Annotated in this window: 20 protein-coding genes; 11 read left to right on the top strand and 9 right to left on the bottom strand. The window is 66.6% G+C overall.

Features of this window, described 5'->3' with window-relative positions; genetic code table 11:
* Positions 1 to 7 precede the first annotated feature (7 nt).
* The gene (locus ACQPW1_RS26535; protein WP_433654255.1) at positions 8 to 6913 is read right to left on the bottom strand and encodes an amino acid adenylation domain-containing protein; all 6906 of its coding nucleotides are present in this window, start codon (positions 6911 to 6913) and stop codon (positions 8 to 10) included.
* A gap of 471 nt (positions 6914 to 7384) precedes the next feature.
* Between ACQPW1_RS26535 and ACQPW1_RS26530 the strand changes: the two genes are divergently transcribed.
* Together ACQPW1_RS26530 and ACQPW1_RS26525 are read left to right on the top strand one after the other, a co-directional pair.
* Complete coding sequence (locus ACQPW1_RS26530; protein WP_433654253.1) at positions 7385 to 8608, top strand: cytochrome P450 family protein; 1224 nt, start codon at positions 7385 to 7387, stop codon at positions 8606 to 8608.
* A gap of 52 nt (positions 8609 to 8660) precedes the next feature.
* A complete protein-coding gene (locus ACQPW1_RS26525; RefSeq protein ID WP_433654252.1) occupies positions 8661 to 9830 on the top strand; it encodes a CaiB/BaiF CoA transferase family protein in 1170 nt (389 codons plus the stop codon).
* On the opposite strand, the gene ACQPW1_RS26520 is transcribed toward ACQPW1_RS26525, so the two are convergent.
* A complete protein-coding gene (locus ACQPW1_RS26520; RefSeq protein ID WP_433654251.1) occupies positions 9817 to 10128 on the bottom strand; it encodes a hypothetical protein in 312 nt (103 codons plus the stop codon). The genes ACQPW1_RS26525 and ACQPW1_RS26520 overlap by 14 nt on opposite strands.
* An 860-nt stretch (positions 10129 to 10988) precedes the next feature.
* Here ACQPW1_RS26520 and ACQPW1_RS26515 point away from each other — a divergent pair.
* Genes ACQPW1_RS26515 through ACQPW1_RS26505 form a run of 3 tightly spaced genes read left to right on the top strand, consistent with a single transcriptional unit; the run spans position 10989 to position 13739 of the window.
* Entirely contained in the window at positions 10989 to 11156 is a 168-nt protein-coding gene (locus ACQPW1_RS26515) for a hypothetical protein (protein ID WP_433654250.1), read from the top strand.
* A complete protein-coding gene (locus tag ACQPW1_RS26510) occupies positions 11157 to 12506 on the top strand; it encodes a hypothetical protein (RefSeq protein WP_433654248.1) in 1350 nt (449 codons plus the stop codon).
* Between the two features lie 9 nt (positions 12507 to 12515).
* The gene (locus ACQPW1_RS26505; RefSeq protein ID WP_433654246.1) at positions 12516 to 13739 is read left to right on the top strand and encodes a hypothetical protein; all 1224 of its coding nucleotides are present in this window, start codon (positions 12516 to 12518) and stop codon (positions 13737 to 13739) included.
* 42 nt (positions 13740 to 13781) lie between these two features.
* On the opposite strand, the gene ACQPW1_RS26500 is transcribed toward ACQPW1_RS26505, so the two are convergent.
* The gene (locus ACQPW1_RS26500; protein ID WP_433654245.1) at positions 13782 to 14183 is read right to left on the bottom strand and encodes a MerR family transcriptional regulator; all 402 of its coding nucleotides are present in this window, start codon (positions 14181 to 14183) and stop codon (positions 13782 to 13784) included.
* Between the two features lie 79 nt (positions 14184 to 14262).
* Here ACQPW1_RS26500 and ACQPW1_RS26495 point away from each other — a divergent pair, with 79 nt between their 5' ends.
* The 3 genes from ACQPW1_RS26495 to ACQPW1_RS26485 are packed head-to-tail and all read left to right on the top strand — an operon-like array spanning position 14263 to position 17287.
* Complete coding sequence (locus tag ACQPW1_RS26495) at positions 14263 to 15702, top strand: amidase (protein WP_433654244.1); 1440 nt, start codon at positions 14263 to 14265, stop codon at positions 15700 to 15702.
* Positions 15699 to 15902, top strand: coding sequence for a hypothetical protein (locus tag ACQPW1_RS26490; protein WP_433654243.1), 204 nt, complete (start codon positions 15699 to 15701; stop codon positions 15900 to 15902). The genes ACQPW1_RS26495 and ACQPW1_RS26490 overlap by 4 nt, the downstream gene beginning before the upstream one ends.
* A complete protein-coding gene (locus tag ACQPW1_RS26485; RefSeq protein ID WP_433654242.1) occupies positions 15899 to 17287 on the top strand; it encodes an MFS transporter in 1389 nt (462 codons plus the stop codon). Before ACQPW1_RS26490 ends, ACQPW1_RS26485 begins: the two co-directional genes overlap by 4 nt.
* Positions 17288 to 17309: 22 nt before the next feature.
* Here ACQPW1_RS26485 and ACQPW1_RS26480 read toward each other — a convergent pair whose 3' ends face one another.
* From ACQPW1_RS26480 to mgrA, 4 genes are all read right to left on the bottom strand, one after another.
* Positions 17310 to 17738: an ASCH domain-containing protein gene (locus tag ACQPW1_RS26480; protein ID WP_433654241.1), complete on the bottom strand. Its 429-nt coding sequence runs from the start codon at positions 17736 to 17738 to the stop codon at positions 17310 to 17312.
* A gap of 56 nt (positions 17739 to 17794) precedes the next feature.
* Positions 17795 to 19345 carry a sugar porter family MFS transporter gene (locus ACQPW1_RS26475; RefSeq protein ID WP_433654240.1) on the bottom strand — a complete coding sequence of 517 codons (1551 nt, stop codon included), beginning with the start codon at positions 19343 to 19345 and terminating at the stop codon, positions 17795 to 17797.
* Between the two features lie 192 nt (positions 19346 to 19537).
* Positions 19538 to 20140, bottom strand: a complete 603-nt coding sequence (locus ACQPW1_RS26470; RefSeq protein WP_433654239.1) for a hypothetical protein — start codon at positions 20138 to 20140, stop codon at positions 19538 to 19540.
* A 103-nt stretch (positions 20141 to 20243) separates the two neighbouring features.
* Entirely contained in the window at positions 20244 to 21287 is a 1044-nt protein-coding gene (gene mgrA, locus ACQPW1_RS26465; RefSeq protein WP_433654237.1) for an L-glyceraldehyde 3-phosphate reductase, read from the bottom strand.
* Positions 21288 to 21403: 116 nt separating this feature from the next.
* Between mgrA and ACQPW1_RS26460 the strand changes: the two genes are divergently transcribed.
* From ACQPW1_RS26460 to ACQPW1_RS26450, 3 genes are all read left to right on the top strand, one after another.
* Positions 21404 to 21532, top strand: a complete 129-nt coding sequence (locus tag ACQPW1_RS26460; RefSeq protein ID WP_433654235.1) for a hypothetical protein — start codon at positions 21404 to 21406, stop codon at positions 21530 to 21532.
* 146 nt (positions 21533 to 21678) lie between these two features.
* Positions 21679 to 22638 carry a M64 family metallopeptidase gene (locus tag ACQPW1_RS26455; protein WP_433654234.1) on the top strand — a complete coding sequence of 320 codons (960 nt, stop codon included), beginning with the start codon at positions 21679 to 21681 and terminating at the stop codon, positions 22636 to 22638.
* 204 nt (positions 22639 to 22842) lie between these two features.
* Complete coding sequence (locus tag ACQPW1_RS26450) at positions 22843 to 24678, top strand: Xaa-Pro dipeptidyl-peptidase (RefSeq protein WP_433654233.1); 1836 nt, start codon at positions 22843 to 22845, stop codon at positions 24676 to 24678.
* 55 nt (positions 24679 to 24733) lie between these two features.
* Here the strand turns inward: ACQPW1_RS26450 and ACQPW1_RS26445 are convergent, their stop codons facing one another.
* Positions 24734 to 25105: an alpha/beta fold hydrolase gene (locus tag ACQPW1_RS26445; protein WP_433654232.1), complete on the bottom strand. Its 372-nt coding sequence runs from the start codon at positions 25103 to 25105 to the stop codon at positions 24734 to 24736.
* A 23-nt stretch (positions 25106 to 25128) separates the two neighbouring features.
* The gene (locus ACQPW1_RS26440; RefSeq protein ID WP_433654231.1) at positions 25129 to 26094 is read right to left on the bottom strand and encodes an alpha/beta hydrolase; all 966 of its coding nucleotides are present in this window, start codon (positions 26092 to 26094) and stop codon (positions 25129 to 25131) included.
* Between the last annotated feature and the right edge of the window lie 37 nt (positions 26095 to 26131).

Raw genomic sequence — 26131 nt, 5'->3', positions numbered from 1 at the left:
CGGCCTTTCAGCGGAGAAGTTGAGCGTCGGCGAGGCGTTGCAGGTCGTCCCGGGAGTCGATCTCGGCGGGTGGCAGGGCGTCGGGCAGGTGGTCTTCGAGCAGGCGCAGGCGGGTATCGAGCCAGCCGCGCACCGCCCAGGCGAGTTGCAGCAGGCCGCTGAGGACGACGAGCATGGCCAGCCCGCGTCCGGGACCCACACCGATCACGTGGCCCACGGTCGCGGCCAACGGGCCGTCCGGCTCGAGCAGCGGGCGGATGTGTCGTTCGGCGAGCGGGCCGACCAGCAGGTAGCCCAGCGGCATGGTCAGCATCATCACGGTGATGAAGATGGACAGCACCCGGCCTTGCAGTTCGAAACCGACCTTGGTCTGCACCACGGCAATCCAGTGCCCCTCGGCCAGGGATTCGCCGAAGGTCAGCAGGAACATGCCCGCGATGACGAAGGTCGGGGAGCTACCCAGTCCGACGACGGTCATGCCGAGGCTGCCGATACCCATGAAGATGATCAGTCCGTTGGTGCGGCGAACGGTGCCGCCCCACAGGCCCATCACGAGACTGCCCGCCAGACCGCCGAATCCGCCTGCACCCAGGGCGATTCCGAGCACCGTAGGGGACTGTTCGATCAGCAGCATCGGCGTGATGACGGCGAAGCCGAGGGTGTAGAAGGCGTGGTCGATGACGAAGAAGCGCAGGGCGGCACGCATTCCGGGGCGGCGGGTGATGTAGCGCCAGCCGTTGACGATCTCGCTGCGGAAGGTTTCCTCCCGACGGTGGAACATCAGATTCGGGAACCGGACCAGCAGTAGGGTGACCACGCCGACGGTGAAAGTCAGCATGTCGAGCAGGATTACACCCGCGATGCCGATCAATCCGATCAGCCCGGCCCCGAGCATCGGGGCGAACACCAGTCCGACCCCGACACCGAGTTGGCTGATGCCGTTCGCGTGCCCGAGATAACGCTTGGGCACGAGTTGGGCGACGGCGGCGAGATAGGCGGGCCGCTGGAACGCCCCGGCGATCGAGGTCACCGTGACGGCGAGATAGATCTGCCACAGTTGCAGACCGCCGGTAAACACAAGCACCGCAAGCACACTCATTGCCGCCGCGGCGGCACCATCGCTGATCAGCATCACCCGGCGACGGTCCCAGCGGTCGGCGGCGGCGCCCGCGACCGGGCTGACCAGGATGCCTGGCAGCAGTCCGATCGCGTTGACGACGGCGAAGTCGGTGATCGATCCGGTCTGCTGGAACACCCAGATACTGAGCACCAGGGCGCTGAGCCCGCTGCCCACCATCGAGATGAACTGTCCCAGCGCGACCAGTGCGAACCTGGACAGGCTGGGTGGTGAGCCTTCGGCGGGAACCGCAACCGGCGCAATGGGTTCGGCGTCACGATCGGCGAAATCGACCAGTGCCTCGGCCAGTGGTTCGGCGTGGCTCTTCACGAAGAAGTGCCCGGCTCGGGGTAGCACGGCAAGGTCGAGAGCGCCGTCGCTGAAGTGCCGCCATTCGTGATGGCGTTCCGTGTAGTGCTCGGTGACACGGTCTTTGGCGCCGACGACCGCCAGTACCGGCGTGCGTAGCGGTTTCTGCGGGTCGGTGTACGCGGCGGTGAAGTACTCCTCGGCGTCGCGTGCGTCATGGCGGACATTGCGCAGCACGAATGCCTGCTGCTCCGCGTCGTCGACGTCGACGAAACCGCCGCGACCACGCAGATAGGTCAGGTACTCGCGATCCGAAGTAAACCGATCGGTCGGTACGAGTCGATAGAACCAGTCGAAGAACCGGCCGGGCAGCCGCGCCGTGGGGAACCCCGCGCCCAGTGCGACGCCGACCAGGTCGATATCCGCCGCTTCGGCTTGCCGCGCCAGCTCGACTGTCAACGCGACACCGAGGCAGTGGCCGTACAACAGGATCGGCCCGGTGATCGCCGGTAGCTCGGCGAGAATCAGCTCGGCGACCACCGTGCCCGGCAGCAACTCCTCGTCCGGGCGGGTGCGGTCATGGCCGGGCAGTTCCGCCGCGTACAACGCCCAGTTCGCCGGAAGTGCCTCGGCGAGTGGCTGATAGGCGACGGCGCTGCCACCGGAATACGGCACCGCGACCACCGTGATGCCGTCGGTCGTGGCGTCAGTGTCGGTGAGCCGGTGCAACATTCGGCGTTCCGCGACCAAGCCGGGGGAGCGGCCGTCGAGCAACGCGGCCAGCCTGCGAACCGTGGGGTACTGATACAGCTCGATCAACGCGGGCGCGGGCTCGATCCGCCGGATCACCTTCAGCGCGGCGAACGAGTCACCGCCGAGCGCGAAAAACGTGTCGTCGATACCGAATTCGGCGACGCCGAGTACCTCAGTCCATACGGCCGCGATGTGCTTCTCGGTCGGCGTACGCGGCGCAGGCCCCGCACTCGATCCGAGGTCGTCGGGCGGGACAGGTAGTCGAGGACGATCGAGTTTCGCGTTGGGCGTCAGCGGGAGCGCGGCCAGCGTGAGCACCCGAGCGGGCACCATGTGCGTCGGCAACTCGGTGGCGAGGGCCTCGCGAATCGCGGCCTCGTCGGCGTCCGCGCCATCGCGGGTGACGACGTAACCGATCAGCCGCGCGAGTCCGGACGACGGCGTATGCATCGTGACCGCACACCCGACCACCTCGGGCAATGCGCCGAGCGCGGCCTCGATCTCACCGATCTCGACCCGGTAGCCGTTGACTTTCACCTGACCGTCGAGACGCCCGAGGAAGTCGACCTGTCCGTCGAGCCGCCAGCGCGCCGCATCGCCCGTGCGATACATCCGCGCACCGGGTTCCGGCGCGAACGGATCGAGCACGAACCGGTCGGCGGTCAGCTCGGGCCGATCGTGGTAGCCGGGCGTGACACCGTCGCCGCCGAGGAACAGCTCGCCGACGATTCCGGCGGGCACCGGCGCGCGATGTGCGTCGAGGACGTAGACCCGGTTGTTCGAAAACGGCCGGCCGATCGGCAGCGGAGCATTGCCGGGCAGATGCTCCACCGACCCCGCGAACCAGACGTTGTCGACGCTGACCTCGGTGACGCCGTACGCGTTGACCACCGAGTTCTTCGGCCCGACCAGGCGCTGGGCCAACTCGTATTCCCGTACCCGCCACTCCTCGCCGCCGCCGATCAGCACGCGGACGAAGTCCAAGCTGTGCCCGATCTGCTCGACATGGGTGAGCAAGGTGCGCAGCACAGCGGGAACCAGTTCCGTGCACTGCACGCCTTCCGAACGCATCAACGTGTACAGGTCGGCGGGGTCGAGCAGGGTCTCCCTCGGCACGATCACCAATCGACCGCCGGTGGTCAGCGCGCGCAGCGTCTCACCGACGAACATATCGAACGAGAAGCTGGCCGCCTGCTGATACGTCCACTCCGGGCGGAGATCGTAGGCGTGCCGCCACATTCCGACCGCGTGCACCAGGTTGCCGTGATTCACCACGACGCCCTTGGGTTTGCCGGTGGAGCCGGAGGTGTAGATCAAGTAGGCCGGGTCGTCCGCGGTGTTGCGCAATGGCAAATCGCTACCGTCGTCCGGGGTTTCGCCGTCCAGGTACGCGGCGTCGATGACGAGCTTCGCGCCGCAGTCGGCGAGCATGTAGTCGAGGCGATCCCGTGGATACGCCGGGTCGAGTGGCACGTACGCGGCACCGGCTTTGAGGACCGCCCACATCGCAGTGAACAGGTCGAAGCCGCGATCGAGGCAGATCGCTACCCGCTCGCGCTGCGCGACACCCTCGGCGCAGAGCCGCCTGGCCAGGCGGTTGGCCCGTTGGTTGAGTTCGGTGTAGCTGATCGTGCTGTCGCGGAAGGTGAGTGCCGGAGCGTCCGGAGTTGTTGCGGCACAAAGTTCGAACAGCTGATGTAGGGCGGTCGCATCGATGTGGGGGCGGGCGCTGTCGTTCCATTCGTGCACGATGCGACGGTGTTCGGCATCGGTGAGGATGGGCAGCCGGGCGACCGGGGTGAGCGGTTCGGCGATGGCGGCGGCCAGCACGGTCAGTAGGTGGCCGAGCAGTGCTTCGATTCGTGCGGCGTCGAACAGTTCGGTGGCGTAGTCGATGCTGAGCACCGCGCCGTCGGACGGGAAATCGAGTCCGACGGCCAGGTCCACCATCGTTGCGGCGGGGGCGATTTCACCCGCGTACCGCACGGTGTGGTCGCCGGGCTCGGGCGTGTTGTGCACGGTCAGCATGACCGGGCTGAGCCGATTCCGGTTCCCGCTGCCCGGGCGGGCTAGGGCTTCGATCAGGTCCGGCAAGGCCAGGTCTTGATGGTCCAGGTCGAGCAGTACTGCGTCGCGGACTCGGTCGAGTAGTTCGGCGAATGACGGATCGCCGGAGACGTCGCCGCGCATCGGCAAGATGTTGAGCAGCGGGCCTACAAGCGATTCGAGACCGCTCGCGGTACGGCAGGCGACCGGAGTCAGGATGGTGACGTCGGTTCGGGATGTGTAGCGGGACAGCACTGTCTGCAAACTTGCCAGCAGCGCCATGAACAGGCTGGCTCGTCGGCTCTGCGCGTAGGTCCGCAGGCGATCGAGCAGCGCTGGGTCGAGGCGGGTGGCGACGCGGGCCGCCGCGAACGATCGGGCCGTCGGGCGTGGGCGGTCGGCGGGTAGTTCCACATCGAGATCCGCGCCGTCGAAACGTTCGCGCCAATAGGCGAGCAACGAGGGATCGGCCTTGGCTGCGGCAGCTAGCTCGGCCAGGTCCGGCATAGGTGTGGCCGATGGCAGCGCACGGGGGACGCCGGTGCGGGCGGCCCGATACAGCTGTGCGAGTTCGTCTCCGACGATGCCCGCCGACCAACCGTCGAACGCGAGGTGGTGCACGACGAGCACCATTTCGTCCGCATCGTCACCGCGAACCAGGAATGCCCGCGCGATCGGGCCGGTGCGCACGTCGATGCAGTCGGTGTGCGGAGCGGAATCGAGCAGCGGAATCGTCGCGTCGGGATCGATCACCATGCTCGGTTCCGCGCCGTCGTCGAGGAAGCGGGATCTGAGCAGGGGATGGCGGCGGGCGAGGTCGGCGAGAGCGGTGGCCAGGGCCGCCGTGTCGACGTGCCCGTGCCACCGGTATCGGATGCCCAGCGTGTGCGCGGGCAGTCCGGCGCAGACCTGTTCGGCGACCCAGAAGTCGCGTTGCAGTGGATTCAGCCGCAGCGGAACGTTTTCCGGCAGATCGGTGATCCGAGTCGGGGTGGTGGGGACGTGCCGATCCAGTCGCGCCGCGATCGCCGCGACAGTGGGCGCCGCGTACAACTCGCGCAGCGTGAGCTCGACACCGTACTCGTGGCGGAGGGCGGTGCTGAGACGTACGACGCTGAGCGAATCGCCGCCGAGCGCGAGGAAGTCGTCGTCGGGGCCACTGACGGATACGCCGAGCAGCGACTCCCACAGCGCGGCGATCTTCGCCTGATCCGCGGTGCCCGCCCATGGTGCGGTGCGGACCCGTCCGTTTGCCGCGGCCGATGCCAGTGCCGCGCGGTCGATCTTGCCCTGCGGTGTCAGCGGAAACCGAACGTGCCGAACGATATCGGCGGGCACCAGGTAAGCAGGCAAGGTCCCACGCAGTGCCGTGCGAACCGCGTCCAGGTCGGTGTCGGGCTCGGTCACGACATGGCCGATCAGCACCGACCGCCCGGCGCGCTCATCGACCGATACCACGGCATCATCGATCGACGGGATGGCGCGCAGTGCCGTCTCGATGTCGCCGGGCTCGACCCGGAAGCCGCGAATCTTCACCTGATCGTCGAGCCTGCCCAGGAATTCGAGCTGGCCGTCGCGCCACCGGACACGGTCACCGGTCCGGTATTCCGTACCGTCGGGCCCAGGGCGGAATCGCTCCGCGGTGAGTTCGGGCCGGTTCAGATAGCCCTCGGCGACGGTGTGTCCGCCGATGAGCAGTTCACCGGTCTGTGCCGGGTTGCCGTCGGCGTCGACCACTCGGCAGGTCACCCCGGACAGCGGTGTGCCGATCGGGACCACCTCGCCGACCCATCGGGTCAGGTCCGCGACGGTCGCGACGACCGTGGTCTCCGTCGGCCCGTAGGTGTTGAGCAGCCGCGTTGCACTGCCGACTGCCCGCTGCCAGCGGCGAACCGCTTCCGGCTGGGCCGCCTCGCCGCCGATGATGGTGAGCCGGACCGTCGCGGGCAGCGTGGCCTCGCCCCGGTCGAGGGCGGTGACCAGCTCGTGCCAGTAGGCGGTCGGCAGGTCCAGGACGGTCACGCCCAGCGCCGCGCAGCGATCGAAGAACAGGTCCGGACGGCTGATCATGTCTTCGTCGCGAAGCACCACTGCCGCACCGCAACTCAGCGCCGGGACGAGCTCTTCGATGCTGGCGTCGAAACTCAGCGACGCGAACTGCAACACTCGATCATCGACGCCGAGGCCATACCGGTCCACCGCGGCCGCGCTGAACGCCACGAGCGCCCGTCGCGAAACCACGACACCCTTGGGTCGTCCGCTGGTTCCCGACGTGAAGATCACGTACGCGGCCTCCGGCTGCGGCACACTGCCCGCCAAGGCGACGACACAACTCTCGGTGACCAGTGCGCGGGGCCGGGCATCGTTGATCATCGCGTCGAGTCGCGCCGCCGGATACGCCGGGTCCAGCGGCACATACGCCGCCCCCGCTCGCAGCACGGCCAGGATCGCGACGACTGCGGCTCGGCCGCGGGGCAGCTGGATCCCGATGAGATCCCCGGCCTGAATTCCGCTCGCGCTCAACGATTCCGAGCAGTCGTCGACGAGATCGGCGAGTTCGGCATACGTCAGGCTGCCGACGTCATCGATGAGTGCCGCCGCTCCCGGCCGGCGGCTCACTTGCCCAGCAAAGGACTGCCACATCCCGTCTGTCACATCGGATCGGAATGCCTCACCGGCAGCACTCACCGGATCTCCTCGCCTCGGTCGAACTCCGGGGCAGATGTTATGGCTGGAAGTATCCGCGGCGGCTGCGGCGGAAAGCCGCGATGATGTTCTGATGACGCCCCATGTCCGGCGGATTCGGGGCATTTTGACCATTCCGCATCGGCCATGAAGACGGCTCGATCACCGCTCCACGGCGCGTGAAAAGCGGTGGGTACCAGGCAATTGCGCGATACGCATTCAGGTCGTTACCGCTCGATCGGTTGATGGCTATGTCGCCATTCCGGACAGCCGCCGATGATCCAACGATGATGGATCCGAGCCGCCGCCCCACCTCGCGCGCTCGAAAACGCGAGTGCCGCAGGGATGTTCGGCCGGTTCTTCAGCACGGCAAGCAGCTCCGGACGTTTCGGTACGGTGGGTGGCGTGCGACCGCCGTTCGCGGTGCACGGGTGGGCGCGATCGATCCCGGTCGCGAGACGTAGGGAGGGCCGCATGACCGACATCGACGCGCAGGATCGGATCGAAACGCTGGGCAAGGACTTCTTCGACGACCCGCAGGCGTATTACCGGCGGTGGCGCGAAGCGGGTCCGGTGCGCCAGGTGCGGTTTCCCAAAGGCATACCGCAGTGGGTGGTCATCGGGCATGCGGAGGCGCGGGCCGTGCTCGCCGATCCGCGCATGCACAAGAGCCTGGCCGGGATCGTCGAGGTGACTCGCCAGAAAGATCCGACGACACAGCTGGATTCGCAGGCGATGACACTGGCCGGCCACATGCTCAACACCGATCCGCCCGACCACACCCGACTACGCAAGATGGTCAACAAAGCCTTCACCACCCGCCGGGTAGCAGCCTTGCGGCCGCGCATCGAAGAGATCACCGCCGCGTTACTCGATCAGATGGCCGAACACGACGAGGTCGACCTGTTGGAGGCCTTCGCGGTGCCGCTGCCGGTCACCGTGATCTGCGAACTGCTCGGCGTGCCGTTCAGCGATCGGGAGGACTTCCAGCGCTGGACCAAGATCATGGTCGGGGTGAGCAGCGACCTGGATGAGCGCAGGCGCTGCTCGGCCGAGATGGGGCAGTACCTGGCCGCCCTGGTGCAGACGAAGCAGACCGATCCGGGCGATGATCTGCTGTCCGGTCTGACGGAGACGCGCGAAGACGGTGACCAGCTCAGCGAGCAGGAAATCATCGCCATGGCGTTCCTGCTGCTGATCGCGGGGCACGAAACCACGGTCAATCTGATCGCCAACGGCACGTATGCGCTGCTGCGCAACGAGTCCCAGTTCCGTGCGCTGCGGGAGGATCTGTCGGGAGTGCCCGCCGCGGTGGAGGAGTTCCTCCGCTTCGACAGCCCGGTCGACTGGGCCACCGTGCGCTATACGGCGGAACCCGTGCAGGTCGGCGACACCGAAATCCCGGCAGGGCAGTTCGTTTACGTCGCCCTCGGTGCCGCGAACCGCGACCCCGCTCGATACCACGACGCGAACGAACTCGACGTCAACGGCGATACCTCCGGCCACGTGGCCTTCGGGCATGGCATCCACTTCTGCGTCGGCGCCCCACTGGCGCGGGTGGAAGCGGAAATAGCGTTCACCGCACTACTACAACGATTCCCGGACATGACGCTTGCGCCGCAAGCCGCCCCGCTGCAATGGCAGCCCAGCCTGCTGATTCGAGGGCTCACCGCATTGCCTGTGCGGTTACGCGGGTAGGCGGCAAGGACCGCTGGTCCGTCGTCCTTCTGCCCATGGTGGAGTGTCAGGTATGACGGACGAGAAACGAACGGTGGGCGCGCTGTCGGGGATTGTGGTGGCGGACTTCGGGAGGATTCTTGCCGCGCCCTATCTGACCATGTTGCTGGCCGATTTGGGGGCCGAGGTCATCAAGGTGGAGCGGCCTGGTCCGGGGGATGACACTCGAGGGTGGGGGCCGCCGTTCGTGGATGGGCAGGCCACCTATTTCCAGTCGGTGAATCGGAACAAGACGTCGGTGGCGCTCGATTTGCGGAGCGAAAAGGGGCAGCGGTACGCGCGGGAATTGGTGCGGCGCGCCGACATCGTGGTCGAGAACTTTCGGCCGGGGACGATGGCGAAGTTCGGGTTGTCGTATGAGCAGGTGCAGGAGCTCAATTCGGGGATCATCTACTGCTCGTTGTCCGCGTTCGGTGCAGGGAAGGGGGCGGAGCTGCCCGGTTATGACCTGCTGATTCAGGCTGCGGGCGGGTTGATGAGCATCACCGGGCCAGGAGAGGGGGAGCCGACGAAGGCCGGTGTGGCCGTGGTGGATGTGCTCGCCGGTCTGCACGCGACGGTGGGAGTTCTTGCCGCGCTTCGGCATCGAGAGGCGACCGGCGAGGGGCAGCTGGTCGAGGTGAATCTGCTGTCGAGTCTGCTGGCGGGCATGGTGAATCAGAGCACGGCCTACGCGGTGGCCGGGGTCGTGCCGACCATTCTTGGCAATCGCCATCCGTCGATCGCCCCGTACGATGTGTTTCCCACCGCTGACCGGCCATTGGCGGTGGCTGTGGGCAGTGACGGCCAATTCGGCGCGCTGTGCCGGGCCATCGGCGCCGAACGTCTGGCCGACGATCCGCGATTCGCCGACAACACCACCCGAGTCGCGCATGTCGAGGTGCTGGCAGCGGAGCTCGGGGACATCCTGAAAACCAAGTCCGCCGCTGACTGGGAAGCGCTGCTCACCCCGCTCGGTGTTCCGTGCGGTCCCGTCAACGACATGGCGGGCGCGTTCGCGCTTGCTGACCGGCTCGGGCTGCAACCCCGCATCCCATCGGACAACGGCCTGCCACCTCTGGTTGCCAACCCGATCACGTTGTCACGCAACCCGGTTCGTTACCTCAGTGCACCGCCTGAGCTCGGCTCCGGTACCGATCGAATCCTCGACTGGCTGGACGAGCCCGGAATCAGTTCGCGCTGACAGCCACGGGCAGCCGGGTCGCCATCCGCTTCGCCAACAGGATCACCACATGTGCCCGCATCATTCCGATGGTGCCCGCGCAGATGTCCGCGCGGGCCATCGCGGTGTAGTCGTGCACGTTCTCCGGATCGCTCAACAGTTCGTCGAGTTCCATTCCGGCCCTGGCCTGTTCGAGGGTGAGCGCCCGGTCGGGCAGCCAGCTGAGCCGCCACACCGCCCGGCCCCGATCGCCGATGCGCGACGCGCATTCCGGACTGGCATCACTGGTGATCGACCACTCGGTGAAGTAGAGCGCCATTTGAAACTCCTCCAGGCAGCATCATCGAATTCGCAGGCGCTGATTCACATTCGGCGCGCACAATCGACAGACGGGAAGCTCGAGGCGAGGCAGCCTTATTCGGTCTATCTCGTCGGTATCGACGGATTGTCGATCCCAGATCCAAGGTAGAACTTGCCGACCCGATATACGACTCGTGTGCCGCATTCTAAAATCGAGTTCAGGTCCGATTAACTGGCATATCACGGCCGATCACAGCAAGATTACGTCCTGATCATGGGTGATGTCGTCCCAGGCCCCACCTGTGGCAGCCGGGCCGGGTGGTCGTGGTTCGAAAGCTATAGCCATACGTCATCACTAGCCCGCACGACGTGCCCGTTGGCGTCATCGCCGCCCTGATGTTCGTGCCCGGCCGTGGGACGAACCCTCGGTGATCTGGCTACGGCCAACGATTCTGGACCAAGGGTTAGCCGACCGGTGGCCGTGGTCGTCGAATTGAACTGCGATTGATTCCTCTGGTGTCTTCGTATTTGGATTTGCTGCGCGCATTCGATCTGTTTCGGATATTCGAATCACTGTGCCACTGCCAGTCGGGGAATTCATTTCTATTTCGTCGGCCAGATGGCCTGCCCGGCGGTCGGAAGACCGGATTGCCGAGTGGCTCAGCATGATTCGCGAGGAGGGCGCGGCGAACTGTGATCTTGGCGCATGTGCGGAAAGTTGCTCGGTTCCGGGCGATTGTCGGCGGCACGGTAGTTGGGACATCGCACACTCCGGTTCACCACGATCGTCGAACGATGACCGTGGGTTATTGACTGGCCCTCTGGCGGGGAGTCTCATTGATGCACGGTGCTTTATACGAACAACAGGGAGGCGCACCGATGGACGCCCAGCAATCACGCACGAGGATCGCCAACTACGCGGCAGTCGCCGAGGAACCCGGATTGGAGCCGGCGGCCGCACGCGCCGCGCTGGAGAAGGCCTTGGCCAGCATCCCGGACGAAGAACTACGCAACTTCCGGGGCGGGCAGATCCTGATCGTCATGTAATTGCCGCAAGATCTGTGGTCGGCGGGCTGGCTGACGGACCTGGGCGCGCTCGCGCTCGATGATGTTTCGCCACCCGCCGATCCGCTGCTGTGCCGCCGGTGGGTGCTGGACTGGCACGACGCGGTGCGTAGCGCGCGGGCGTGGCGCGAGCGGCGGGTGTTGTTGAATGCCGCGCGCGCCCCGGAACAGGCCTTCGCGGCGGCCCTGCGGTGGGCTCGTCACGAGGTACCGCACTATCGCGACCTGGATCCGAACTTGCCGCCCGGGGAACTGGAACCGTTTCAGCGCGGCGACTACGACCGGGATCCGACGCGATTCCGCGCGGCCGAGTTAGCGGCTCGGCCGAAGAAATCCAGCGGCACCACGGGCACGTCGCTCACCGTATTCTTCGACGACGCGGCCTGGTTCGAAGCGAACCAGGCAACGTTTTCCATCCTGCACGAGTGGTCGCCCGCACCGCCGGGGCCGCCGGTCGTCGTGCTGGTCACCTTCCGCACCGATGCCGAACGGTTCGTGGTGCCGATGCCACTGCTGCGGGGCACGCACCGCAGGGTCTCGATCGGTCGCGATGGCGACGAGGACGATGCCGTCGTCGCTCAGCTGCGCGCGCATCCGCCCGCGATTCTGCACGGCAAACCATCCGCCCTGCTCGCGCTCGCGCGTGCGGACGCGACGCCCACCGGCGAACACATCAGGCCCGTGCGCATTTTCACCAGCGGTGAGAACCTCTTCGCCGACGACATACGCACTCTCGCCGACTGGTTCGGCAGCCCGATCACCGATGCCTACGCCAGCGTCGAGGGCGGGCTGATCGCGCTTCAGTGCCCGCTCGGTTCCGGTCTGCACGTCCCGCCGGAGCGGCTGCTCGAAGTCGAGCCGGAGCCAGGACAACTCCGAACCCGTGGCAGCGGCAGACTGATCCTGACCAACCTGACGAACCGGGCCACCGTCTTCCTCCGATACCGCACAGACGATTCCGGCACCCTCACGGATGGCGCCTGCACGTGTGGCCATCGGGGACAGACGATTTCGGAGTTCCACGGCAGGGAGGCGACCGAGTTCCGCGACGGCAGCAGGACTGTCGAGGTCACCGCGCTCACCGCGGCAATGGATCGGCTCGGCGTGCCGGGCTTTCAATTCTCCTGTCACGATTCGGGATACGTCCTGCGCCTGGCCATCGACGATGGTGAGCCGGATCTCGACACCGAAATCCGCACCGCGCTGCGCCCCGTTCTCGGCGCCGCCCACCTCGACATCGTGCGCGCACCGGCACTGACCCCGCCGCCGGGCGGCAAGGCGTGGCGCTTCCGCGACTACTCGTCCGCCGCCTTCGATGTCCCGCGACGGTGAGGTGCCCGCATGGCGATCTACCTGCCCGCTACCGACACGTTGCTGCTCGAGGTGCCCAAGACCGGCAGTAAGTGGCTGCGCGCTGCCATCGCCGCCGCTGGTGTCGAGCATCGGCAGGTCGGACCCGAATCCTGGCGCGGGCACGGCGATCTCACGGTGCATCCGGAGCCGCACGTGATGGTCGCCTGTTTCGTGCGTGATCCGGCGCGGTGGTACCGGTCCTACTTCGCCTGGCGTACCGAGCGTGGCTGGCGGCCCAAGTACGACCTCGACCGACTCTGCGCCGCAGACTCTTTCACTTGGTTCGTCCGCCGGTCCGCCACCACGTTGCCCGGATTCCTCGGCGGGTTCTATCGCCGCTACACCGGACCGCCCGGTGCACAGGTCGATTTCGTCGGCCGGACCGAGCGGCTCGCCGACGACCTGGTCCGGCTGCTGCGACTGGCGGGCGCGGATTTCGACGAGGCGGCATTGCGAGCCACACCACCCGCCAACACCACCAGCATCAGACCGCCGATCACCGCGGAAATCGAAGACCTGGTGCACATTTCGGAATTCCACGCCATTGCCCGGTTCGGGTACGAGGACGGGTATCCGGATCCGCTCGGACTGCGCGAACTCGCCAGCGGCTATCCGGAGCATCTCGATACCTTCCGGCGACTCGCGCTGTGGGCAGAGCAGAATCACTGGAAGTACGACGATGCCAGATCGCCCGACCGGCTCGCCGCTGCGAATGGCACGCGGCACGCCCGCAACCTGACCAACTTCGGTCTGTACGCCCAGTTCGAGTTGAGCGATGTCGAACTCGCGGGCAGGCTCTACCGCGGCGCCGTCGCCGCAGATCCGGCGCACCCGCGCAGCCTCGGCACCCTCGCCCTGTTCCTGGAGCAGGTGGAAGCCGATCTCGAAGCGGCCGACCGATGCTTCCGCGAGGCCCTGCGAGTGCGTCCGCGTCATCCGGAGATACTGGGCAACTACGCGTTGTTCCAGAAGAACGCGCGGCAGGACTTCGCCGAGGCGGAGGCGCTTTTCCTCAGGGCGATTGCCGCTAAACCCGACCACGCCCGCAACCTCGGTAACTACGCGACGTTCCTACACACCGTGCTGGCCGACTACGTGCGTGCCGAAACCTACTATCAGCGCGCGATTGCCGCAGATCCCGACCGTGCCTCGTTCCGGAACAACTACGCCCAACTCCGCCGAACCATTGCCCAGTCCGACCTCGAGGCGTAAGAGCCGACAAGCGTTGTCGCGGAAGCAGTTTGCCCCGGGCGGTCAGTTGTTCGGCTCCGGGAGGGTGACGGAGGCTCGATAGTTGGGGCACTGTTCGAGATCGCCTTCATGTGGGCAGGTGAGTAGCCAGTGGAGGTAGTGGCGGGCCGTTTCCAGTTCGTGCATGCGGTCGTCGATCGCTGCCATGTGGGTGGTGACGGTCGCGCGCCAGTCGCCGGTGGCCGATCTCGCGGTGAGCAGAGTGACGATCTCGTCGAGGCTCATCAAGCCCGTGGTCTGCCACTGCTTGATCAGCGCGATTCGGTAGAGCTGGTCCTGGTCGTAGCAGCGGCGGCCGCCGCGGCGGTGGGCGGTGAGGAGTCCCCGGCGCTCCCAGTAGTGCAGCGTGGACAGGGGGATGTCGAAGTGGTCCACGACGGTCGCGATCGGTGTCAGCTGCGGCATTTCTCTAGTTGACCTCAACCCGAGTTGAACAGGCAAGGTAAGCCTTGGCTTTGTTCTGATCAACTTTGGAGGACGAGACGTGCCAGTAGAGCCGTATTCCATCACCGCCGCCGCCCGCGCTTTACGTGCGGGGGAGACGACCAGCGTCGCGCTCATCGAGTCCGCGATCGCGCAGGCCGATCGGCACGACAGCGACCTGGGTGTCTACCTCGCACGATTCGACGAGTCGGCCATGCGGCAAGCGCGACGAGCCGATGCGGAGCGTGTCTATGGCATTGATCGCGGTGTGCTGCACGGCATTCCGGTCGCGGTGAAGGACACCATCGCGGTGGCCGACGGCGACACCACCGCGCAGAGTGTGGTGCACGATCGCGCGTGGGCCGCGGGTCGGGACGCGCCGGTGGTCGCGCGGTTGCGCGCGGCGGGCGCGATCATCACCGGCAAGACCACGACGATGGAGTTCGCCTGTGGCATAACGAATTCGAGCGAGCCGTTCCCGCTGCCACGGAATCCGTGGGACCCGAGCCGCTGGGCAGGTGGCTCCAGTTCCGGCACGGCCAGCGGCATCGCGGCGGGGCTGTTTCCGGCCGGTCTGGGCTCGGACACAGCGGGCAGCATTCGGATGCCCGCGGCGTTCTGTGGCGTCACAGGCCTGATGCCGACATTCGGCCGCGTCCCCAAATCGGATTGTGTGCCACTGGGTTACAGCGTGGATCGCGTCGGACCATTGGCTCGTACGGTGCAGGACTGTGCCGCGCTGCTGGCGGTCATCGCCGGTCCGCATCCGAGCGATCCGGACAGCACCGCCGCGCCCGCCGATGGGCGTTCGATCAGCGAGTTCCGCACCGAGGCAGCCGACTTGACCGGATTGCGCGTCGGGGTAGCGCGTGCAGCGCATCTTCCCGCTGATGGTGATCCTGCGCTGTCCGGTGTATTCGACCGTGCGATAGGCGTTCTCGCGGACTGCGGTGCCGACATCGACGAGGTCACCCTGCCGTATTGGGATGAGACCATCCTGGCGACGTTCGTGACCGCGACCAGTGAGGGGCTCGCCTACCACCGTGCCACGCTGTCGCAGCGATGGGACGACTACTTCGTGTCCTCGCGGGGCTTGCTGGCCAAGGGTGCACTGGTGTCAGGGGCCGATTATGTTCAGGCCCAACGGATCCGGCGGGTCGCGCAGGCCGCGATCGGTGAACTGTTCGATGGATTCGGTGTGGTGGTTTGCCCCACGGCGTCCGTCGGCGCCCCGCGATTCGATGAAATGGTCGATGAGGCGGGGTTCCAGGATGACGAGCGGCTCTTCGGGAAGTTGTACACCCCTTACTGGAACGGACTCGGTAACCCGGTGCTGGCACTGCCGATGGGCTTCGGCGCGGCCGAGTTGCCGCTGTCGCTTCAGATCGCGGGTCCGGCGTTCGGCGAGGCGACGATTCTGCGGGTCGGCGACGCCTTCCAACAGCACACCGAATGGCATCGACAACTGCCCTCGGCGTACCGGACGGTGGCAGCGGCATGAGCGAACCTCTGGAAACCATCCGTACGCTGCTGGCCGCCGCCGGGCTACCCGCGAGTGAGGCCGAAATCGCCGGTCTGGCAAGGACATACCCGGCCTATCGTGCCGCGATCGATGCACTCTATGCCGTGCCCGCCGCGCAGTACGCCGATCCGGCGACGCGGTTCCACGCACAGGCACGAATCGTGGAGTGGGACCGATGAGTGCCTACCCGACGACCGCGGACCGGGCCCGCGACCGGATACAACGGTGGGAGCCGCAGCGGTTGGTCCTGGCCTTGGCCTGCATCGGATCGTTCTCCGTCGTTCTGGATGCCACCATCGTTTCGGTCACCCTGCCCGACCTGCGCGCCGATCTCGGCTTCACACCCGCAGCCCTGCCCTGGGCGGTCAACGCCTACACCCTCGCCTTCGCGGGATGCCTGCTGTTCGGCGGACGCTGCGCTGATGTGTTCGGGCGCCGCCGGATCTTGCTCATCGGGATGGGGATCTTCGCGGTGGCCCGGGTGGCGGTCGGGCTCGCCGAGTCACCGGGGTTCCTGTTGGCGGCCCGAGCGGCGCAGGGGGTTGGTGGTGCACTGCTCATGCCGGTGACATTGTCCATGCTGACAACGACTTTCGTGGAGCCGGTGGCCCGTGCGCGGGCGCTCGCGTTGTGGAGCGCGGTAGGTGCCGCCGGTGCCGCGAGCGGGCCGGTGATCGGTGGGCTGCTCACCCAGGTGGCCGGGTGGCGCTGGGTGTTCTTCGTGCTCGCGCCGTTGGGTGCGGTGGGTATGGTCGGCGCGATTCTTGTACTGCCCCGACAAGTTTCGGGTGTCGGCCGGGCACGACTGGACATTGTCGGCGCGTTGCTCGTCACCGCGGGCATCACCGGTGCGGTGCTGGCGATCATGCGCTCGGCGGCCGTGGGCTGGGCCGACGCCACGGTGCTCGGCTCGCTACTGGGCGGGTTCGCGCTGATCGGCGACTTCGCGGTGCACCAAACCTACTGGGCGGCGGATCCGATACTGCCGCTCGATATCTTCCGGGTTCGCTCGGTGAGTAGCGCGAACGCGGTGATGTTCCTGCTCGGTGCGGGCTTCCTCGCCAGCCCCGTGCTGCTGTCGCTGTATCTGCAAGACGTGCACGGCTATTCGCCGCTGCTGGCCGGGGTCGGCTATCTGCCGGTCGGTGCGGCAATGATCACGGGCTCCCGATCGGCCGGTTGGTTGACGGTCCGATTGGGCGCGCGCCGCGCGACGATGTGGTGTTGCGCGATAAGCGCGACGGGCCTGGTCTGCACTGCCGCCTGCATCGCCCTCGACGCGTCGTATCTCTGGACGGTACTGGTGTCAGGCGCGATCCTCGGATTCGGCACCGCCGCCGCCTTCACCCCGATCACCGTCGCCGCAACCGACGGAGTCTCACCCGAACGCAGCGGCCTGGCCGCCGGAGTACTCAACACTGTCCGCCAGACCAGCGGCGCAGTAGGCCTGGCCGCGTTCAGCGCGGTAGCACTGTCCGCGGGTTACGCGGCGAGCTTCGGTGCGTCCGCCGTGTGTCTCGTCGCCGCCTGCCTGGTCGCGATGGTCACTATGCCCCGCCGATGAGTTGAATGATCACGGGGACAGGTCAGCGCAAGTCGGTGACGAGGCGGAAGCGTTGGAGGACAACGATGGTCTCGTCGTCGACGGTGAACGTTTCGTCGTCCAGCGCTCGCCGCATTTCCGCACTGTGCCAGTACGTTTCGTGGACTGCTCGCCACTCGGCCAAGGTGGTGAATCCCTCGCCCTCATCGATGGCGTGCGCTAGGTCGACCTCCGCGAGCCGGGCGACCCGAACGTCGGTCACTTCGATCACCGCGACCCGACGCTCGTCCGAATCGACCACTGCCGCACGCGAACCGACCTCCGGCAGTGGGTCGCCGCAGTGCTCGTAGTCGGCCAGCACGCCGGTCGTGGAGGTCTTCGTGCCGTCGAGGATCGCGGCAACGAGCTGATCGCACACCGGGCCGGGGAACGCGAACTCGGCTTTCGGTAGCGCGTCGGGGTCGGTCGTCATTCGGCAAGCCTATGACGAAGCGTCTAATGCGTTGTGCGACAGGTGTGGTCGTGAGGCTATGAACGGACTGTGTTTTCGGAGATGTCGACGCTGCTGCTGATATTGCCGCGCAATGGCATGAATGTTCCGTCGCGCAGGGATTGTTCGATGTCTTCCAGTGAATGTCCCTTTGTTTCCGGGACAAAGAAGAATACGAAGACCAAGGACAGGAGGTTGAAGACGGCGTACATGACGAATGCGGGGCCGAGCCCGAGGCTGTCGATGGTACTGAGCGCGGTGAGGGTGAGGACGAGATTCGAGCCCCAGAGTGCGACCGCGTGCAGGCTGGTGGCGCGATCGCGGATGCTCAGGGGATAGAGCTCGGAACCGAGGAGCCAGCCCACGGCTTGCAGTCCTGCGGCGTTGCATGCCATGTAGGCCAGCATCAAGGCCAGGGTGAGGTAGCGGTTGGGGTGGTCGGCGAGGACGAAGAGCAGGCCGAAGCCGAACAGGAAGAGGGTCGCGCCGGGGATCAGCATGAGCATCAAGCGGCGGCGGCCGACCTTGTCGACCAGGCGCTCGCCGACCGCGGTGAAGATCAGGTAGACGGCGGCGATGCCGAGACCCGACCAGACGACCAGTCCGGTGCTGAAACCGGCGGCGCTGCCGAGGATGGTGTGCGAGTAGTAGATCATCATCTCCAGCCCGGACAGCTGGGTGAACGCCGCGATGCCGAGGCCGGCCACCAGTGCGGGGCGCGCCCACCGCTGGGTCAGGTTCGCCCAGCCGCCACGAGACGCCTTCTGCTCCTGCTGCGAGATGGCCCAGATCTTCAGGGTTTCGTCGACGGCGGCCGAGCGGTTCGGGCGCATCCAGCGCAGCACCACCCTGGCCTTACCGACCGTGCCGTTGTCGATGAGCCACCGCGGCGTTTCGGGCAGCTGCAGCATCGCCGCGGCCAGCACGAGCGCCGGGATGACCGCGATACCGATCATCCAGCGCCAGTCGTCGCTGGCCTCGAACGTGCTTTCCGAGGCCGCGACCATGCTGACCAGGTTGGCGAGGAAGATGCCCACGCCGATCGCGATATTGAAGAACGTCACCATCGCGCCCCGGCGATGCGGTGGCGCGAGCTCCGCGATGTAGGTCGGCACGATCTGCGAGCAGGCGCCGACCGCGAGGCCGAGGAAGAGTCGGCAGGCCGTCATCATCCACGCGTCCACCGCCAGCGCGCAGGCCACGACACCCACGGCGAAGACGCAGGCGATGATGAAGATGGTCTTGCGCCGCCCCAGCGACTTCGACAGCGAGCCGCCCACCAGCGCGCCGACCACCGCACCGGCGAGGATCGCTGCGGTCAGGATCTCTTGCCGGGTGTGGTCGATGCCCCACTGTGCCGACATCTTCGGCAGCGCACCGGAGATGATCCCGGTGTCGTAGCCGTAAAGCATGCCGCCGAGCGCGGCGAACACCGCCACGATGACAACATTGCGATCGGCGCTCTGGTTTTCGTCCGCCGTCGGTTTCTCCGGTGCGGAGACGACCATCTCGTAGCCATCGAGGTTGCGACGGCGCAGCCGAGGAATGAAACTCCTGCGTCTGCTTATTGTCGTATTCTCGGTGGGCATGCGATCCAGTTGATAGTGCCGGAACCGGCAGCGCAAACTTAACGGTCTTGTTTGTGAATAGAATTACTTTCCGGTTTGGTCCGGTGCGTAGTTTTCCGGTTTTAGGAGGTTCCTCCGAATTCGCCTTCCGCGCGCATCGGTGTCTCGTCGAAACGGTTGCAGTGCAGCGGTTCTCGGGCGCGCCGATCGAATTCAGCTTCCCCTTAGGCCGAGACCACGCAATTCCAGGGCGGCCAGCTTGCGCACGATGGTGTCGTCGCCGCGTCGCCAAGCATCCACCACGTCCGTGTCGATCCGCTCCAGTTTGCGCAGCGGCTGGTTCGCGAGCGCGCGTAAGGCGAGCAGCTCCCGTCCGCCCGACACGGCCCGGAGGTGCACCGCCGCCGCGGCTCGGCGCATCCACCGCACCCGCAGCGGTAGCCAGAGGAACAGCACCAGTCCGAGCGGGACGATCAGCACCCCGATGGCGAGGGCCATGGCGAGATCGTTGATGAGGGCTTGCTGGTCGTGTCCGGCGTCGGCTATCGAGCGGGCGGCGTTGGCGGCCTTCTCGAACGGGGAAGTCAGGTCGTCGCCCACCATCGGGACGCGGCCGACCTTGCGGCCGACATCGCCGAGGCTGTCGGCCATGCCGTCGCCCGCACCTTCCAGCTTCTGCCCCGGTACGGCGAGCTTGTTCACTAGATCGTGCAGCCACAGCGCGGCCATGACCGAGCCGTATACCCAAGCCACTACCAACAGATCCGTAACCAATTGGCGGGCGGCGACGGGGGCCCGATCGGCGTAAATCTTCACGCGTCCAGAATCCTCGGTCCGCTGAGCGAAAACAGGGCTTTCGCGGTCGATCGCACGCTCGCGCTGGGCATCGACGTGGTCAACCCGACGATCTGAGTCGGCGTCAGAGGGTGCCTTGGCGCGCCGATCGCCACAGATCGACTTCGCCGTCGTCATCGAGGAGTGCGTCGATGTCGGCGAGTTCGTCGGCGGTGAACTCGAGCGTGCCGAGCGCCGCGACGTTCTGCTCGAGCTGGTCGACGGTGGACGCGCCGATCACCAGCGAGGTCACCCGGTCGTCGCGCAGCGCCCAGGCCAGGGCGAGTTGCGCCAACGTCTGACCGCGCTTGTCCGCGATCGCGTTCAGCTTGCGCAACCGATCGATCATGTCCGGGGTGAGCAGTTCGTTCTGGAACGACTTGTCCTGGGCGGCACGCGATTCCGGCGGAATACCGTCGAGGTACTTCGCGGTGAGCAGGCCCTGCGCGAGCGCCGTGAACCCGATGACACCGAACCCTTCCTCGGTGGCGGCGTCGAGCAGCCCTTCGGTCTCGATCCAGCGGTTGAGCATCGAGTAGGACGGCTGGTGGATGAGCAGCGGCGTGCCGAGCTCACGCAACAGCTTCGCCATCGTGACGGCGTCCGCCGCGGTGTACGAGGAAATCCCCACGTACAACGCTTTCCCTTGGCGGACAGCGGTATTCAACGCCGCCGCGGTCTCCTCCAGCGGGGTCGTCGGATCGAACCGATGCGAGTAGAAGATGTCGACGTAGTCGAGCCCGAGCCGGGTCAGTGACTGATCGAGCGAGGCGAGCACGTACTTGCGTGAGCCGCCACCCTGCCCGTACGGCCCGGGCCACATGTCCCAGCCCGCCTTGGTGGAGATGACGAGTTCGTCGCGATACGGCGCGAGCTCCTCCCGCAGAATGCGTCCGGCGTTGATCTCGGCCGACCCGTACGGCGGGCCATAGTTGTTCGCCAGGTCGAAATGGGTGATGCCGAGATCGAAAGCGCGCAACGCGATTTCGCGCTGAACGAGGTAGGGGCGATCGTCGCCGAAGTTGTGCCAGAAGCCGAGCGAGAGCAGCGGCAGATCGAGACCCGATCGGCCCGAGCGCCGGTAGCGCATCGCACCGTCGTACCTGGTTGGTTCCGGAACGTATGTCATTCAGACCTCCTCGTCACCTGTGCCGACCGTCCCATACTGCCCGACCGGCGATCGGCGTCGACCGTTACCGGCAGGTCTCGCCCATCTAGTCAGGTGAGGGTTGTGTCGCCGAGGGCGTGCAGCAGCGTGCGCAGTCCATCGGCGAGCTGCTCGACCTGGGCACGGTCGAGGGAAGCTATTTCACCGATCTGGTCAAAGGGCCCGCATCGACTTCCTGGTCCAGTAAGTCGTTCAAGACTCGATAACCCGGACTGGGCGGCCGTCTTTTTCCCCAGTTAATCCTCAGTCGAGATGGCCGCCCAAATGTGGTTCCTTGGTTAGGAATTCGACAGGCCGAAGTGCGGCACGCGCCGTCCGGGTCGAATTCGTGAACCACTCGAGGAGCTTCGCCATGCCCTTGTTACGACGCATGTTCGCAATCATGCTCGGCGCGTTCATCATTGCCGGAATGTCCGTGGGTGTCGGCTCGGCCGGGCCGACCGAGGAGCGGGAGGTGTTCTCGCCGGACGGCACCATCAGCCGAGTCGTCACGCCCGTCCCCGAGGCGAGCCCGGCGCCGCGATCCGCGGTGCAGGCCGACGTTATCCCGATCCAGCAAACCGGACCGTCCAATCAACGGTTCGATCTGGTGTTCGTCGGTGACGGCTACACGTCGAGTCAATTGGGCACCTACAAGCAACACGCGATCAATCGGTGGAACGAGATCATCAAGGTCGAACCGTTCAAGTCGTACAAGAACTCGTTCAACGTCTGGGCGGTCAACGTGGTCTCCCAGCAGTCCGGCGTGGACAACGATCCGCGCGGCACCTACCGAAATACCGCGCTGGACATGACTTTCTGGTGCGGCGGCACCGAACGCCTGCTGTGCGTCAACGAGACCAAGGCCTTGCAGTACGCCCGGTTGGCGCCCGAGGCCGATCAGGTGATCGCGCTGGCCAACACCACCAAGTACGGCGGCGCTGGCGGGGGAGTGGCGACGTCGTCCGGCGGGAACGCCCAGGCGGGACAGATCGTGCTGCACGAACTCGGGCACTCGGTCGGCGGCCTGGCCGACGAGTACGACTACCCCAACGATCGCTACACCGGTCGGGAGCCGCGCGAGGCCAACGCCTCGATCTACACCAGCGCGCAGATGCAGCAGAACCGCACCAAGTGGTACCAGTACCTGGGCAAACAGTCCCCGGACGGCGGCGTGGTCGGCAGCTACGAAGGCGCGGTCTACTACAAGCGCGGCGTGTACCGGCCCACCGAGAACTCGCTGATGCGGGCGCTGGGCCGGGAGTTCAACCTGATCGGCCTGGACGCGATGAAGGCCGCGATCGAGCGGAAAGCCCCGCCGAGCCAGTCCTGATCCAGCACCGGATGCCCGGCCGTCGCGGCCGGGCATCCGAGGCAATTCCCCTGAGCCAGCAGGTATTTCGAGTCTCGCACGGGAGTGCCTCGTGATGAGCGGTGTGACAAGGAGAAGGCTATGGCGTTCAGACGGCAACAGCATCGGCGCGATCGGCGGGGTCCGCGAACCCGGGTGGTCCGGGCCGTGATCGGTTGGGCAGCAGTGCCTTTGAGGCGTCTATCGGAGCTCGCACTGCTGGTTCTCGCGGCGGCGCTACTGCTGTCCGGTGCGCCCGCGCTGGCCGACCCGCAGACCGGACCGAGCGTCTCCGGCGGTGAAGCGCAGCCGGTGTTCAACCCGGCCGCGCCGGTCCGTCAGGACCTGTGGGTGCGCGCTCCCGTGGACAGCGACGCGGACGGCAAGGACGACGAGGTGCACGTCCAGGTCGTCCGCCCGTCCGGGGCCACCGGGAAGCTGCCGGTGGTGTACCAGGCGAGTCCGTACTTCGCCGGCGGCAACGACGTCACCAACCACGGCGTCGACGTGGAGCTCTACGTGCCGAACGGGGTCGACGCGCGACTGGCTCCGGCGCCCGGTGAAATGCGTGCGCGGGTGGCCGAGGATCTCCGGGTCGCCGGCATCACCCTCGACAAGGGCCAGATCACTTGGCAGTACGAGGAATTCTTCCTGGCCCGCGGGTTCGCCGTGATGTACGGCGAGTCGCTCGGCACCGGCACGTCCACGGGCTGCCCGACCTCGGGTGGGCGCAACGAGACCATCGGTGCGCGGGCCCCGATCGACTGGCTCAACGGCCGCGCGAAAGCCCGTGACGCACAGGGCAAGAACGTCGTGGCCACCTGGGCCAGCGGCAAGGTCGGCATGATGGGCGTGTCCTACAACGGGACCCTGCCCAACGCGGTCGCCTCCACCGGCGTGCCCGGCCTCGAGGCCATCGTGCCGATCGCGGCCATCAGCAACTGGTACGACTACTACCGGGCCGCGGGCGCGGTGGTCGCTCCCGGCACCTACCAGGGCGAAGACACCGACGTGCTGGCCAAGTACGTCTACACCAGGGCCGACCGGAAGATCTGCACGCCGGTCATCGACAAGGTCGAGCAGGACCAGAACCGGGTGGACGGCAACTACACCGCCTTCTGGAACGAGCGCAACTACCTCAACGACGTCAGCAAGGTGCATGCCGCGGTGCTGGCCGTGCACGGTCTCAACGACTTCAACGTCAAGACCAAGAACGTCGCCCAGTGGTACGAGGCGCTGAAGAAAGCCGGTGTGCCGCACAAGATCTGGCTGCACCAGTCCGGCCACACCGATCCGATCGGCCTGCGCAAGGACGAGTGGCTGCGCACCGTGAACCGGTGGTTCAGCAAGTACCTGCTCGGCCAGAACAACGGCATCGATCGGGAACCGAAGGCCACCATCCAGCGGGAGGACAAGTCCTGGGTGAACGAGGCGGAATGGCCTGCTCCGGCCACCGCCGGCGCAACCGCGGTCTTCCAACCAGGCGGTCGCAATGTCGGCGGGCTGGCCTCGACCGGGGCCGGGAAGGTCACCGAATCCCTCGACGACGACGCGACCAAACTGGCCGCCGACCTCGTCGCCGCACCGAGCTCGCCGAACCGGCTGGCCTACTTCTCCAAGCCGACCACGACCGCGCTGCGGATCAGTGGTGCGGTCGACGTCGCGTTCAAGGTGAGCTTCCAGCGCCCGGCCGCGAATGTGACTGCGCTGCTGGTGGATCGCTCGCCCGACGGCAGTTCCCGGATCGTCACCAGGGGCTGGGTGGACCCGCAGAACCGGGACTCGCTCAGCAAGACCAGCCCGATCACCCCGGGTAAGGAGTACGCGGTCAACCTGTCCATGCAACCGCACGACTACGTGCTGGCGCGCGGGCACAAGCTGGGCGTGGTGGTGCTGTCCAGTGACAACGAGTACACCTTGCGGCCCAAGCCGGGGCCCGGTTTCGGGGTGAACCTCGCCGAAACCAAGGTCACGTTCCCGGTGGTCGGCGGACAAGCCGCCCTCAACGCCGCGATCGGTTAGCGAACCGAAATCCGGTCACGCCCGAAACCGTTGGGCGTGACCGGATTTCCGGTGTCTACTTCTCGGCAGCCAAGACGATCAGATCGCTGACCACGCCGGGCATGGCGACGCTGACCGCGTGCGAGGCCGGGACCTCGACGGTGTGTGCGGACGCGCGGTCGGCCATGAACCGCTGTGCCGCAATCGGAATGTTCTTGTCCTCGGTGGTGAGCAGTGCGAAAGCGGGGATCGTCTGCCACGCCGCCGCTTCGGCCGGTTGCTGCAAGGCGTCGACCGCGACGGGCCGCTGGGTCGCGGCCATCAGTTCGGCAGTGGCGGCGGGGACATCCGCGGCGAACTGCGCGGGGAACTCGTCCTGACGGATGTAGAGCTCGATGCCCGTATTGCCGTCCGCGAGTGGGTAGTTCGCCGGACGGGTGGTACTCACGATTGCTCCTTCGGGGTGGTGGCTCACGCCGGGTAGAGGGCGGAACGCAGCACCGCAACAGCTTGGGCGACAGCGGCTTTGGCGGCGTTGGTGTCGTGCATCGAGTTGACCATGACGAAGTCGTGGATGATGCCGCCGTAACGCGCCTGGATCACGCGCACGCCCGCGGTCCGCAGCTTCGCCGCGAAAGCCTCACCCTCGTCCCGCAATACGTCGTTCTCGGCCGTGATGACCAGCGCGGGCGGCAGGCCGGACAGCTGCTCGGTGGTGGCGCGCAGCGGCGACGCGGTGATCTGCGCGCGATCCTCGGCGCTGGTGGTGTACTGGTCCCAGAACCACTTCATGCCTTCGCGAGCGAGGAAGTAGCCCTCGGCGAACCGCTCGTAGGATTCGGTGTCGAAGTTGGCGTCGGTCACCGGATAGAACAGCACTTGCTGCACGAACGAGACGTCGCCGCGTTCCTTGGCCATCAGCGTGAGCGCGATGGCCATGTTGCCGCCGACCGAGTCGCCCGCGACCGCGATGCGCGACGGATCGAGGTTCTTCTCGGCGCCCTGGGTGGTCACCCACTGGGCGACGCGATAGGACTGCTCGTTGGCCACCGGGTAGTGGACGTCGGGCGAGCGGTCGTACTCGGGGAACACTACCGCCGCGTGCGCACCGACGGCGAGGTCACGGACCAACCGGTCGTGGGTGTGCGCGTCGCCGAAGACCCAACCGGCACCGTGGGTGTAGACGATGACGGGCAGGGTCTCGGTGACGCCCTGCGGCTTGACGATCCGGGCGCGCACCGAGCCGGTCGGCCCGCCCTCGATGGTGATCCACTCTTCATCGATCTCGGGCTTGAAGATGGGGGTGTCCTGCACCGAATCGACGGCCTTGCGGCCCTCTTCCGGCGCCAGCTGGTAGAGGAACGGGGGCGTCGAGGTCGCGTCGACGAACTCTTGGGCGGCCGGCTCCAGTGCGACACCGTGCGGGTTTCCGGTCATCGTCGTTCCTTTCGGTAGGGCGGAGAAATGGTGTGGT

Origin of the sequence: Nocardia sp. CA-128927, from assembly GCF_050955855.1 — a bacterium.
In the GTDB taxonomy this organism is placed as follows: domain Bacteria; phylum Actinomycetota; class Actinomycetes; order Mycobacteriales; family Mycobacteriaceae; genus Nocardia.
This window is presented reverse-complemented; position numbering and strand designations above follow the sequence as displayed.

What these genes read in the sequence shown, in the direction of transcription:
- ACQPW1_RS26530 (WP_433654253.1), top strand. Translation starts at nt 7,385, where the DNA reads ATGACCGACATCGACGCGCAGGATCGGATCGAAACGCTGGGCAAGGAC.
- ACQPW1_RS26525 (WP_433654252.1), top strand. Translation starts at nt 8,661, where the DNA reads ATGACGGACGAGAAACGAACGGTGGGCGCGCTGTCGGGGATTGTGGTG.
- ACQPW1_RS26520 (WP_433654251.1), bottom strand. Translation starts at nt 10,128, where the DNA reads ATGGCGCTCTACTTCACCGAGTGGTCGATCACCAGTGATGCCAGTCCG.
- ACQPW1_RS26515 (WP_433654250.1), top strand. Translation starts at nt 10,989, where the DNA reads ATGGACGCCCAGCAATCACGCACGAGGATCGCCAACTACGCGGCAGTC.
- ACQPW1_RS26505 (WP_433654246.1), top strand. Translation starts at nt 12,516, where the DNA reads ATGGCGATCTACCTGCCCGCTACCGACACGTTGCTGCTCGAGGTGCCC.
- ACQPW1_RS26500 (WP_433654245.1), bottom strand. Translation starts at nt 14,183, where the DNA reads ATGCCGCAGCTGACACCGATCGCGACCGTCGTGGACCACTTCGACATC.
- ACQPW1_RS26490 (WP_433654243.1), top strand. Translation starts at nt 15,699, where the DNA reads ATGAGCGAACCTCTGGAAACCATCCGTACGCTGCTGGCCGCCGCCGGG.
- ACQPW1_RS26485 (WP_433654242.1), top strand. Translation starts at nt 15,899, where the DNA reads ATGAGTGCCTACCCGACGACCGCGGACCGGGCCCGCGACCGGATACAA.
- ACQPW1_RS26480 (WP_433654241.1), bottom strand. Translation starts at nt 17,738, where the DNA reads ATGACGACCGACCCCGACGCGCTACCGAAAGCCGAGTTCGCGTTCCCC.
- ACQPW1_RS26475 (WP_433654240.1), bottom strand. Translation starts at nt 19,345, where the DNA reads ATGCCCACCGAGAATACGACAATAAGCAGACGCAGGAGTTTCATTCCT.
- mgrA (WP_433654237.1), bottom strand. Translation starts at nt 21,287, where the DNA reads ATGACATACGTTCCGGAACCAACCAGGTACGACGGTGCGATGCGCTAC.
- ACQPW1_RS26455 (WP_433654234.1), top strand. Translation starts at nt 21,679, where the DNA reads ATGCCCTTGTTACGACGCATGTTCGCAATCATGCTCGGCGCGTTCATC.
- ACQPW1_RS26440 (WP_433654231.1), bottom strand. Translation starts at nt 26,094, where the DNA reads ATGACCGGAAACCCGCACGGTGTCGCACTGGAGCCGGCCGCCCAAGAG.